At 74.8% G+C, this 12,093-nt stretch carries 10 protein-coding genes; 5 read left to right on the top strand and 5 right to left on the bottom strand.

The window, feature by feature from the left end:
- Positions 1-11: 11 nt before the first annotated feature.
- Positions 12-605, bottom strand: a complete 594-nt coding sequence (locus tag ACZ59A_RS03050; protein ID WP_470954622.1) for a class I SAM-dependent methyltransferase — start codon at positions 603-605, stop codon at positions 12-14.
- 268 nt (positions 606-873) lie between these two features.
- Between ACZ59A_RS03050 and ACZ59A_RS03045 the strand changes: the two genes are divergently transcribed.
- Positions 874-3,090, top strand: coding sequence for an acyl-CoA dehydrogenase (locus tag ACZ59A_RS03045; protein WP_470952725.1), 2,217 nt, complete (start codon positions 874-876; stop codon positions 3,088-3,090).
- 86 nt (positions 3,091-3,176) lie between these two features.
- Positions 3,177-4,676 (top strand): MFS transporter, encoded by a 1,500-nt coding sequence (locus ACZ59A_RS03040; RefSeq protein ID WP_470952723.1) that lies wholly within the window; start codon positions 3,177-3,179, stop codon positions 4,674-4,676.
- A 7-nt stretch (positions 4,677-4,683) separates the two neighbouring features.
- On the opposite strand, the gene ACZ59A_RS03035 is transcribed toward ACZ59A_RS03040, so the two are convergent.
- Positions 4,684-5,289, bottom strand: coding sequence for a response regulator (locus tag ACZ59A_RS03035; protein ID WP_470952720.1), 606 nt, complete (start codon positions 5,287-5,289; stop codon positions 4,684-4,686).
- Positions 5,286-6,479 (bottom strand): sensor histidine kinase, encoded by a 1,194-nt coding sequence (locus tag ACZ59A_RS03030; protein WP_470952717.1) that lies wholly within the window; start codon positions 6,477-6,479, stop codon positions 5,286-5,288. Before ACZ59A_RS03030 ends, ACZ59A_RS03035 begins: the two co-directional genes overlap by 4 nt.
- 300 nt (positions 6,480-6,779) lie before the next feature.
- On the opposite strand from ACZ59A_RS03030, the gene ACZ59A_RS03025 reads away from it, so the two are divergent.
- From ACZ59A_RS03025 to ACZ59A_RS03015, 3 genes are all read left to right on the top strand, one after another.
- Positions 6,780-7,634, top strand: coding sequence for a MaoC/PaaZ C-terminal domain-containing protein (locus ACZ59A_RS03025; RefSeq protein ID WP_470952715.1), 855 nt, complete (start codon positions 6,780-6,782; stop codon positions 7,632-7,634).
- Between the two features lie 76 nt (positions 7,635-7,710).
- A complete protein-coding gene (locus ACZ59A_RS03020; protein WP_468054127.1) occupies positions 7,711-8,796 on the top strand; it encodes a Zn-dependent alcohol dehydrogenase in 1,086 nt (361 codons plus the stop codon).
- Positions 8,781-9,734 carry a 3-oxoacyl-ACP reductase gene (locus ACZ59A_RS03015; protein WP_470952711.1) on the top strand — a complete coding sequence of 318 codons (954 nt, stop codon included), beginning with the start codon at positions 8,781-8,783 and terminating at the stop codon, positions 9,732-9,734. The genes ACZ59A_RS03020 and ACZ59A_RS03015 overlap by 16 nt, the downstream gene beginning before the upstream one ends.
- Before the next feature lie 150 nt (positions 9,735-9,884).
- On the opposite strand, the gene ACZ59A_RS03010 is transcribed toward ACZ59A_RS03015, so the two are convergent.
- Both ACZ59A_RS03010 and ACZ59A_RS03005 read right to left on the bottom strand, forming a co-directional pair.
- Complete coding sequence (locus ACZ59A_RS03010) at positions 9,885-10,055, bottom strand: hypothetical protein (RefSeq protein WP_470952708.1); 171 nt, start codon at positions 10,053-10,055, stop codon at positions 9,885-9,887.
- 104 nt (positions 10,056-10,159) lie between these two features.
- Complete coding sequence (locus tag ACZ59A_RS03005; RefSeq protein WP_470952706.1) at positions 10,160-11,977, bottom strand: hypothetical protein; 1,818 nt, start codon at positions 11,975-11,977, stop codon at positions 10,160-10,162.
- Positions 11,978-12,093: the final 116 nt, after the last annotated feature.

Here is a 12,093-nt window from a genome sequence, read left to right as displayed (position 1 = left end):
TCGGCTGGCCGTCAGGCGGGCGGGGTCGTCCCGGTGCGGCGCAGCACGCGCAGCGAGCGGGTCGCGGAGACCTCGGTGAACGCGCCGGAGGCGAGGGCGCGGCGGTAGATCCGGTACGGGGCCTGGCCGCCGTCGGCCGGGTCGGGGAACACGTCGTGGATGACGAGGAGGCCGTCGGGTGCCACGTGGGGTGCCCAGCCCTCGTAGTCGGCGGTCGCGTGCTCATCGGTGTGCCCGCCGTCGATGAACACGAGCCCGAGTGGCTTTCCCCACACCGCGGCGACCTGCGGGGACCGCCCGACGGCGGCGATCACGTGGTCTTCGAGGCCCGCGGCGTGCAGGGTGCGCCGGAAGGTGGGCAGCGTGTCCATCCGGCCGACCTCGGGGTCGACGACGTCCCGGTCGTGGTACTCCCAGCCGGGCTGCTGCTCCTCGGAGCCGCGGTGGTGGTCGACGGTGACGGCAATGGTTCCCGCTGCGCGGGCGGCGTCGGCGAGGAGGATGGTGGAGCGGCCGCAGTACGTTCCCACTTCGAGCAGGGGCAGGCCCATGCGTCCGGCGTCGGTGGCGGCGGCGTGGAGGGCGAGGCCCTCGTCTGTGGGCATGAAGCCCTTGGCCGCTTCGAAGGCGTCCAGGACGGCGGTGGCGGGGTGAGTCACGGGGTCATCCTGCCGTATGGGGTGCCGGGGTTTCGTTGCCGGGTGCGGGCCGGTGGGTGGTGCGGCCGGGGCCGCCTTTGGCGGGGGTTTCGTTGCCGGGTGCGGGCCGGTGGCCGGTTTGTGCCCACCCGTTCCGCCCAGCGGAACGATTGCCCACAAACCGGTGCCGCGGCTGACCTTCCGTCAGATTGGAACGGGTTCTAGTATCCGCGCCATGGGCATCGGGGTCACGGAAGACCATGAGGAGCTGGCGCGCGCGGTGCGGGGGTGGTTGGGGCGGGCGGTGCCGCCGGAGGCGGTGCGGAAGGCGCTCGACGCCGCGCCCGGGGCCGGGGGCAGGGCCTCGTACTGGCCCGGGATGGCCGCACAGGGCCTGCTCGGCCCGCATCTGCCGGAGGAGCGCGGCGGAGGCGGCGGAGGGCTGGCGGACCTCGCCGTCGTCCTGGAGGAGACGGGGCGGGCCGCGCTGCCCGGGCCGTATCTGCCCACCGTGCTGGCCTCCGCCGTACTGCACCGGGCCGGACGGGACGAACTGGTCGCGGGCCTCGCCGACGGCACCCGCGCCGGTGCCGTCGCGTTCGGCGCCGGGTCGCTCACCGCCGCACCCGGCGCGGACGGCGGGCTGGTCCTCGACGGATGCGCGCCGCCGGTCCTGGGCGCGGGGGACGCCGACGTGCTCGTGCTCGCCGCGGCCCGGGGCGCGGCGACCGTATGGCTGGCCGTCGACCGCGCCGCCCTCACCCTCCGCGTCCACGACAGCGCCGACCCCACCCGCCCGACCGCCGAGGTAAGCGCCTCCGGCGTGGCCGTCCCCGAGGGGCGGGTGCTGGACATCGACCCCGCGCTGGTGACGGACCTGGCGTCCGTCCTGCTCGCCGCCGAGGCGTGCGGTACCGCGGGCTGGGCGCTGGAGACGGCGGTCGGGCACGCGCGGACGCGGGAGCAGTTCGGGCGGCCGATCGGGCAGTTCCAGGCCGTGAAGCACCTGTGCGCGGACATGCTCGTCCGCGTCGAGCAGGCCCGCGCCCTCGCCTGGGACGCGGCCCGGGCGGCGGACGAAGCCCCGGCGGACGAAACCCCGGCGGGCGAGCCCCGCGCCGTACGCGGCCTCACCGCCTCGCTCGCCGCCGCCACCGCGCTGGACGCCGCGTACGGCTGCGCCAAGGACTGCGTCCAGATCCTCGGCGGCCTCGGCTTCACCTGGGAACACGACGCCCACCTCCATCTGCGCCGCGCCACCGCGGCCCGCGCGCTGCTCGGCACCGGCGCACACCACCGGTTACGCGCCGCCCGCCTCGCCGCCACCGGCGCCCGGCGCGAACTGCGGCTCGACCTCCCGCCCGAGGCCGAGACCCACCGCCGCGGCGCCCGCGCCGCCCTCGCGACGGCGCGCGGTCTGGACCCGGGCGCCGCCCGGCGCGCGCTGGCGCCCACCGGGTATGCGGCACCGCATCTGCCACCCCCGTACGGCCTCGGCGCGGGCCCCCTGCAACAGCTCGCCATCGAGCGCGAGCTGCGCGACGCGGGCGTGGCCCTCAGCGATCTGGGCGTCGCCACCTGGGTGGTGCCCTCGCTCCTCGCGTACGGCACGGACGCCCAGCGCGAGCGCTTCCTGCTGCCGACGCTCCGCGGCGAACTGCGCTGGTGCCAGCTGTTCTCCGAACCCGACGCGGGTTCCGACCTCGCCGCCCTGCGCACCCGGGCCGAGCGGACCGCGGAGGGCTGGTGGCGGGTCAGCGGGCAGAAGGTGTGGACGTCGGGGGCCAGGTCGGCGGACTACGGCATCCTGCTGGCCCGTACGAACCCCACGGCACCCAAGCACAAGGGGCTCGGCTACTTCCTGGTCGACATGAAGCGGACGGCCGGGGTCACCATCCGACCGCTGCGGGAGATCACCGGGGAATCCCTCTTCAACGAGGTGTACTTGGACGAGGTGCTGCTCCCGCCGGAGGCGGTGGTGGGCGAGGTGGACGCGGGCTGGGCGGTCGCCCGCAATACCCTCGGCAACGAACGCGTCCACATGGCCGACCAGCTGACCTTCGACACCGGTCTGGAGGCGCTGATCGCCTACGCCGCCGCCACTTCGGACGACGTGGTGCGCGAGCGGGTCGGCGGGCTCATGGCCGAGGCCCACGCGCTCGCCTGCATCGGGCTGCGGACCACCCTGCGCCAGGTGTCCGGTGTGGAGCCGGGTGCGGGCGCGAGTGTCCGCAAGCTCGTCCAGACCGCCCACCAGCAGAAGGTCGCCGAACTCGCCCTGGAGCTGCTGGGCCCGGACGGCGCGGTGCGTGAGGGCGCGGGGGAGCGGGCCCTGCACGGCTTTCTGATGTCGCGCTGTCTGACCATCGCGGGCGGTACGACGCAGGTGCAGCTGAACGTCGTCGCGGAACGGCTGCTCGGACTGCCCCGCGACCCGGCGCCGACCGGGTAGGACGGTGGTCCTAGGACCGGCAACCGTCCGCAAATGCGCAGAAATGCCGATGCGTGGGGCCCGCACACAATGCGAGCATCGCCGCCATGTCCACCCCAACTCCCCCTCCGCATGCCCTTCCCCCGACAACCGACTCCGCCTCCGCCCCGCGCCCGCCGAGGGCCTCGCCACCGGTCTGGGCGGTGCTGCTGGCCGCCTGCGCCGGACAGTTCGTGGTGGTCCTCGACGTCTCGGTGGTGAACGTCGCCCTGCCGTCCATGCGTACGGACCTGGGGCTCGGCGAGACCGCGCTGCAGTGGGTGGTCAACGCGTACGCGCTGACCTTCGCCGGGTTCCTGCTGCTCGGCGGCCGCGCGGCCGACCTCTTCGGACGCAAGCGGGTCTTTCTCACCGGGCTCGGGCTGTTCACCGCCGCCAGCCTGGCGGGCGGCATAGCCCAGCAGCCGTGGCAACTGGTCGCGGCCCGCGCCCTTCAGGGCCTCGGCGCGGCCGTGCTCTCACCGGCCACGCTGACCATCCTCACCACCGCTTTCCCGCACGGCGCGGCCCGCACCCGCGCCATCGGCACCTGGACGGCGGTCGGCGCGGGCGGGGGAGCGGCGGTCGGCGCGGGCGGGGGAGCGGCGGGCGGACTGGTGGGCGGGGTGCTCACCGGATATCTGTCCTGGCGCTGGGTGCTGCTGGTCAACGTGCCGGTGGGCGTGGTGGTGCTGGTGGCCGCGGTGTTCTGGCTGACCGAGGGCCGCTCCGGGGTGGCGCGACGGCTCGACGTCCCGGGCGCGGTGCTGGTCACGGCGGGCGTCGGGGCGCTCGCGTACGGCATCGTGCAGACCGAGCCGTACGGCTGGGGCGCCGCCGCCTCGCTCGGGCCGCTGCTCGCCGGGGTGGCGCTGCTCGCGCTCTTCGTGGCCGTCGAGGCGCGGACGAAGGAGCCGCTGATGCCGCTGCGGCTGTTCCGGATCCGGGCGGTCACGGCGGCGAACGCGGTGATGGTGGTGTGCGGCGGCGGCATGTTCGCCATGTGGTACTTCATGTCGCTCTACTTGCAGAACGTGTTGCACTTCAGCCCCGTCAGGGCCGGTCTCGCCTTCCTTCCGCACAGCCTGTCCATCGTCCTCGGTTCGAAGCTCGCACCCCGGCTGATGGCCCGGCTGGACGGGAAGTTCCTCGCCATCGCGGGCGGATCGCTGGCCGTCGTCGGCTACGCGTGGCAGAGCCGGATGGACGCGGACGGCACCTTCGCCGGTACGGTGCTGGGCCCCGCGATCGTCATGTCCCTCGGATCCGGGCTGATGATGACCCCGCTCGCCGCCTCCGCCACCTCGGGCGCGGGCCCGTCCGAGGCCGGGTTGGTGTCGGGGCTGGTCAACACCTCGCGGCAGATCGGCGGTGCGCTCGGCCTGACCGTGCTGGCGACCGTCGCGGCCGAGCGCATCACGGCCCGCGGCGGGGGCGGGCCGGAGGCGCTGGCCGCCGGGTACGGCCATGCGTTCGTCGTGGCCACGGGGATCATCGCGGTGGCGGTGGTGCTGATGGCCGTGGCCCTGCCGCGTACCCCTGCCGCGGCCCGCGCGGAGGTCTCGTAGAAACCCGTCACAGCCAGCCGTTCTGACGGGCGGCCCGGACCGCCTCCATGCGGTTACGGGTCTGGGTCTTGCCGATCGCCGACGAGAGGTAGTTGCGCACGGTGGCGGGGGAGAGGTGCACCTTGGCCGCGATGTCGGCCACCGTGGCGCCGTCCACCGCCGCCGACAGCACATCGCGCTCGCGCTGGGTGAGCGGGTTGGGGCCCGCGCTGAGCGCGGCCGCGGCCAGGCCCGGGTCGATCACCCGCTCACCCGCCAGCACCCGGCGGATCGCCACCGCCAGCTCCTCCACCGGCCCGTCCTTGACCAGGAACCCGGCGGCCCCCGCCTCCATCGCCCGGCGCAGATAGCCGGGGCGGCCGAAGGTGGTGAGGATCAGCACCTGGCAGCCCGGCAGCGCCCGGCGCAGCTCCGCGGCGGCGTCCAGCCCGCTGCGGCCCGGCAGCTCGATGTCCAGCAGCGCGACATCGGGTGCGGTGTCGAGCGCGTGCGGCACGATCTCGTCGCCGTCGGCGACCTGCGCGACGATCTCGAAGTCCTCCTCCAGCCCGAGCAGCAGGGCCAGCGCGCCCCGCATCATCCCCTGGTCCTCGGCGAGCAGCAGCTTGATCACGCGGTGCGGACCCCCTTGGTCTGCGGGGCCCGACCGGCCTCCGTGCTCTCCATCGGATCCTCCGTATCCACCGGCAGTTCGGCGACGAGCCGGAAGCCCCGGCGGCCGTCGGGGCCGGACGTCAGCGAACCGCCCGCCGCGGACAGCCGCTCGGCCAGCCCCTTGAGGCCCGTACCGCCGCCGCTGCCGTCCTCGCTGGCCGGACGGGAGCCTACGCCGCGCCCGTTGTCGGTGATCACCAGCCGTACCCGGTCGACGCCCCCGCGGACGTCGATCTCGCAGCGGTCCGCACCGCTGTGCCGCACCACATTGGTGACGCCTTCCCGCACCACCCAGCCCAGCAGCGCTTCCGCCTGCGGCGACAGCGGCGGTCCCGAGCGCTGTACGCCGGCCTCGGTGCCGGAGGCGTCGAGCACCGAGCGGGCCCGGTCCAGCTCGGTGTCCAGGCTGCCCTCGCGATAGCCGGTAACGGCCTCGCGGATCTCGGTCAGGGCCTGGCGGCCGACCGCCTCGATGTCCGCGGCCTGGCCCAGCGCGGCCTCCAGATCGCGCGGGGCGAGGCGGCGTACGGCTTCCGCCTTGACCACGACGACCGACATGGTGTGCCCGAGGAGATCGTGCAGATCGCGGGAGAAGCGCAGCCGCTCCTTCTCCACCGCCGTACGGGCCAGCTCCTGGCGGGTCGCGCGGAGCTGGGCGACGGTCTCGAAGAGGGACAGGATGGCCGCCGTCACCAGGCCCGACAGGACGGTGCCGTAGCCGACCGTCAACGAGTCCGAGGCCCCGCCGCGCAGGCTCGCGATGATCCCGGCGGCCCCGGCGAAGCTGAGGATGACGGGCCCCAGGTGCCTGCGCCCCCGGAGCACGATCCCGGTGGCCAGGGACAGCAGCGGGAAGCACAGCAGCCAGTTCCCGGCGTAGCCGATGCCCAGGGCGAGGGTGACCGCGGCCAGCCCGGCGAGGGCCAGGAGCGGGGCCCGGGTGGGGCGGCGCCGCGGGTCGAGGCCGGTGTAGACGGCGGTCACGTAGCACCCCGCGAAGGCCACCAGCCCGAGACCGGCGAGCCAGGGCAGTGGCGTTCCGCCCCCGAAGAGGGTTCTCGCGTCGGGGGTGAGCATGAGCAGCCAGGGCAGGAAGGCCCGGCGGCCCGGCGGCTTGAGCCGCTCGATACCCGCGGCGGTCTCATACATGGGACGGACCTTACGCAACCCAGTGTGAGCTGGGCAGATGCGGATGTCGGGGAATGGCCGTGACATTTGTCCCGGGGGTGGTGACGAACGGCCCCCGGCGCGCGGGTACCGACGCAGCTGACGACCTGTCAGCAGTCTTCCCCCTCCGGGGGGATTGGGCTATACATGGGTGCCATCGGCTAGAACGCGTTCTACATGCGGCGCGGCCCTGCCGACCAGTGACGACCCCGGCGCGGCCGACGGTGCGGACGGGCGGGCCGGGGTCTTCCCGCCCCTCCCGCCAAGGAGTGCTGTCGCCCTATGCCCATCGATGCCGCCAAGGCCGTCTCCGCCGAGCCCCGGACCGCCGCCCTCGCCTGGGGTCACAAGGACATCCAGCTCTACCACCTGGGCATCGGCGCCGGAATCCCCGCCACCGACCCCGGCGAGCTGCGCTACACCCTGGAGAGCGAGCTGCACGTCCTGCCCAGCTTCGCCACCGTCGCGGGCGGCCGCATGGCGCTCGCCGGGGGGCTGAACGGCCCGGGGATCGACGTCGACCTCGCGGCCGTCCTGCACGGCGGCCAGACCGTCGAGACGCACCGGCCGATCCCGGTGGCGGGGGACGCCACCCTGACGTCCCGGGTCGCCGCGGTGTACGACAAGGGCAAGGCCGCGGTCATCGTGCTGCGCACCGATGCGGCCGACGCGGACGGCCCGCTGTGGACCTGCGACAGCCGTATCTTCGTCCGCGGCGAGGGCGGCTTCGGCGGCGAGCGCGGCCCCTCCGAGCGGCTGGAGATCCCCGCCCGCGAGCCCGACCGGACGGTCGAGCGGGTCATCCGGGAGGACCAGGCGCTGCTGTACCGGCTCTCCGGGGACTGGAACCCGTTGCACGCCGACCCCGGGTTCGCCAAGGTCGCGGGGTTCGACAAGCCGATCCTGCACGGGCTGTGCTCGTACGGCATGGCCCTCAAGGCGGTCGTGGACACCGAGCTGGGCGGCGACGTCGCCCGGGTGCGCTCGTACACCACGCGCTTCGCCGGGGTGGTGTACCCGGGCGAGACCCTGCGCATCCGGATGTGGCGGGACGAGGGACGCGTCCAGCTGACGGCGACCGCCGTCGAGCGGGACGACGCGCCCGTCCTCGGCGACACGGTCGTCGCCCACGCCTGAACCGCGGACGCACCACGTCGGACCAGAGGCACACCCATACACACCAAGGCACACCGAGATAACCCGAGGAGCCGCTGTGCGCGCAGCCGTACTGCACGAGACGGGACAGGACAAGCTCGAAGTCCTCGACGACATCGAGGCCGTGGGCTTCGGCCCCGGCAAGGTCCGGCTGCGCATCCGGGCCACCGGGCTGTGCCACTCCGACCTCTCCGCGATGAGCGGCGTCCTGCCGCAGCCCGTGCCCTTCGTCCCCGGCCATGAGGGCGCGGGCGAGGTCGTGGAGGTCGGCGACGGGGTGACCGGGCTGAGCCCCGGCGACCGGGTGCTGGTGTGCTGGCTGCCCGCCTGCGGCGGCTGTCCGTCCTGCAAGCGCGGCCAGTCGCAGCTGTGCCTGTCCGGGTTCATGAACGCCGGAACGCCCAACTTCCAGCGCGCGGGCGACGATGCCTCCCAGGTCTTCGGCATGGCCGGGACCGGGACCTTCGCCGAGGAGGTCGTCCTCCCCGCCTCCTGCGCCGTGCCGATACCCGACGACGTCCCGTACGACATCGCCGCCCTCATCGGCTGCGGAGTGACCACCGGACTCGGCGCGGCCCTCAACACGGCGCGGGTGGAGGCCGGTTCGTCGGTCGCCGTCATCGGCTGCGGCGGAGTGGGCATCAGCGTGGTGCAGGGCGCCCGGGCGGCGGGCGCGGCCCATATCGTCGCCGTCGACCCCGTCACCACGCGCCGCGAGGCGGCGCTGCGCTTCGGCGCCACCGAGGCGGTTGCCCCGGAGGGGCTCGACGACGCCAAGAACAGCGTCACGGCGGGCGAGGGCTTCGACTACGTCTTCGAGGTCGTCGGCAGGTCCGCCACCGCCCGCCGGGCGTACGAGACCACACGGCGCGGCGGCACGCTGTGCGTCGTCGGGGCGGGCGCGATGGACGACTTCCTCCAACTCAGCATGTTCGAGCTGTTCTTCGACGAGAAGCGGATCCTGCCCTCCCTGTACGGCGGCGGCGACGTGCTGCGCTCGTACGAACGGACCATCGCGCTGTGGCGGGCGGGCCGCATCGACCTCGCCGGGCTCATCACCCACCGGGTGCGGCTCGGCGAGATCAACGACGCGCTCGACCAGATGCGGACGGGGGAGGCGCTGCGCACATGCATCGAGATCTGACGCGTCCGCTGGCAGGGAAGGCCGCGATCGTCACCGGCGCCGGGCGCGGGCTCGGCCGCGCCGAGGCGCTGGAGCTGGGCCGTCTGGGCGCCGCCGTCGTCGTCAACGACTACGGGCAGGGCGGCCGCGACGGCTCGGGCGAGGCGTCCTCCGGCCCCGCCGAGGAGGTGGCGGAGGAGATCCGCGCGGCGGGCGGCCGGGCCACGGCCCACGTGGGCGACGTGGCCGACTTCGAGGTGGCGCGCGGACTGGTGCGGCTCGCGGTCGACACGTACGGCGCGCTGGACATCCTGGTCAACAACGCGGGCATCCTCCGCGACCGGATGGTCTTCTCGATGGCCGAGGACGAATGGGACGCGGTCATCCGCGTCCACCTCAAGGGCCACTTCAACACCACCCGCTTCGCCGCCGCGCACTGGCGGACACGCTCCAAGGCCGCCGGGGGCGGCCCGGTGCACGGCCGCATCGTGAACACCTCGTCCGAGGCATTCCTCGCCGGGTCGCCCGGCCAGCCGAACTACGCGGCCGCGAAGGGCGGCATCGTCGGCCTGACCCTCTCCACGGCGGGCGCGCTCGCCAAGTACGGGGTGACGGCGAACGTCATCTGTCCACGGGCGCGCACCCGCATGACCGAGGACGTCTTCCCCGACGCCGGGCTCGCGGCGGATGGCCGCCCCGACCCGCTGTCCCCGGAACACGTGGCCCCGGTGGTCGGCTACCTCGCCTCCCCGCAGGCGACGGGGGTGAGCGGCCAGGTGTTCGTGGTCCACGGGGGCATGGTGGCGATCGTGGAACGGCCGCGGGTGGCCGCGAAGTTGGACGCGAAGGGGGACGTCTTCGGCTTCGCCGAGTTGGACGGCCTGCTCACGCCGTACTTCGGCGAGCGGCACGGGGAGGGGTTCGCGGCGCTGGAGGTGCTGAGCCTGAAGCGGGGGTGAGGGGCGCCGGGGCGGACGCCGGGTGGACATCGGGGTGGACGCCGGGGTGAACGACGCCCACCCCTCCCTTTCCCACAGCCGTGAACGCATGCTGTGGGAGAGGGAGGGGTGGGGAATGCGCTCCCGACCGCTTTACGAGGCGCTCTCGCTTTACGAGGCGCTCTCGCTCGGGCGGCGGTGGCGGCCGTGCGCCGGGGCCTGCGGCTCCTCGGCCGCGGCCTGCTGACCCCGGTGCTTGCCCTGGCTTGCGGCGGCATCGGCCTCGGCGGCAGCCGCGTCTTGCGGGCGCGCCTGGGGCATGTCGGTTCGGGCTTCGGACATGTGGGAAGTCACCCCGGTAAGTCGCTCCGTACTCTGCGCGAGGGGCCCGCCACAAACGTCGTTACGCGCCTGCCAACCGGCTGCGCCAGCCCCAGCGACCGAGTCTAACCAGGGCGGTGATCGCGAACCCAGCGGGGTGGCCGGGGCTCCGCTGACCTGGCGAGAGGCGCTTGCTGAAGGGGGACGGGCCGCGGGGCGACCACGGTCAGCCCGGACTCCTGGCCGGTCTCCTGCTCGACCCCGGGCCAGCACCCCGTCCCGACCCATGGCTCGACCCCGGACTCCACCCGCGTGACGCCCGCGCCCGAGCCCACCCCCAACCGAACTCCCACACTCAACCCCGCCCCCGGCGCCGCTGCGGGCCCCAACCCCGCCCCCGGTCTCCCGCCCGCCCCCGCGCGCGGGGGCGTGCCCGGGTCCTCGCCCGCGCCCGCGCGCATACCCGCGCGCGAGTCCGCGCCCATGCCCGCGCTCGCGCGCAAGCCGGTGCCCAAGCTGACGCCTGCACCGCCGTCCGGGCCCAGGCCCGCGCCCGCACTCCAGCCCGCGCGGGGGTCCGTGCCCACGCGCACGTTTGCGCCCACCCCCGGGGCGGTGCCCGCGCTCGCGTCTCCCAAGCGCACTGCCGGGCGCAAGCCCGCGCCCGCGCCGGGGCTCATGCCCGCGCCCGCGTCCAGGCTCGCGTCCCTGCCCAAGCGCACGCCCGCGCTCCGGCCCGCGCCCGCAGGGACGACCGCCCCCGCAGACGGCACCCCACTCGCATGCGTAACCCCCTCGCCGCTCACCTTCCGCCACGGCGTGATCCCGGTCGGCTCCGCCCGACGCGGGGGGTCGGCCGGGCGGGGGGCCCGCCGGATCACCCGGGGAGCCGCGGTCGGCCGCCGGGCCGCGGACTCCGGCAGCCACACCCGCGCCAGCCCGCACGGCACCTGCCGCGTCGCGTACGGCAGCCACAGCTCGCCGTCCCGGCTCCACAGGCCCGCCCCGGCCAGCCAGCCGTCCGGCGCCGAGAACTGGCGCAACCGCCGCTCGGACGGCCGCCATACGCCCACCCACGGGCGCCCGCCCGCCGCGGCGTCGATGCGGACGGCCACCGCGCACGCCTCCGGCGTCAGCATCTGGCCCGGCTGGATCGCGAAGGGGGTGGCCGTCGCCTGGGCGGGCGGGCGGAGGCAGTCCGGGAAGCGGACCGGGAGGGTGCTGCCCAGGACGCCCCACCCCAGCCGCTCGTCGCCGGGCGCGTCGGACCGTACGAGCAGCAGACCGCTGTCGGGGTCGGCGAGCAGCAGCCGGTCGTTGCTGCGCTCGGTGATCTGCAGCAGCGGGCTCGTCTCGCCGCCGCGGCCGAGGTCGACGACGACGGTCTTCGTACGGCCCTCCAGCTCACGGTCGAGCGCGAGCAGCCGCCCCATGCGGTCCAGCCAGGCGCCGCCCGTGCAGCGCCCGGGAACCTCGGCCAGGTGCTGGAGCCCGCGGGCGCCGCCGTGGATCAGCCAGACGGAGGTGGAGCGGGGGCCGCGCCCCAGCGCGTACGCACAGGTGCCGCCGGGCGCGGGCGGCAGCAGCGAGACGTCGGCGCGGTCGATGCCGCCGAGCACCCGCTCGCCCGTCCCCGGGCCGGTGGGGTAGAGCAGCGAGAAGGCGTGGTGCCCGGCCACCCGGCGGTGGATCAGCACCTGCCCGTCGGACAGCGGCAGCACGTCGCTGTCCGGCTCCTCGGGCTGCGTGCCCGGCAGCGGCACGGCGTACGGCTCGGGCCCGTCCAGCGTCCAGCGCTCGGGGAACCAGCAGCCGGTGTCGCCGCTGAGGGCGAGCCGGGCGCCGTACGAGCGGTCCGGGGTGATGGTGAATTCCGCGGACCTTTCTCGTGGCCGGAAGCCGACTCCCGTGGTGAGGGCGGCATCGAAGACACAGGCGGTCATCGTTCAGTCACCTCCGGCCACTGAACGTAGGTTTCCTACCCCCTCCCGGTGGTCGATAAGGGGTCGACTCCACCCTTACGTGTGGCCGTTGTCCGATTCGCCTGAGAGGTCGCGGA

Source organism: Streptomyces sp. NPDC040405, assembly GCF_055595765.1.
Note: the sequence above shows the minus strand (reverse complement) of the source record. Positions and strands in the feature narration are given on the sequence as shown.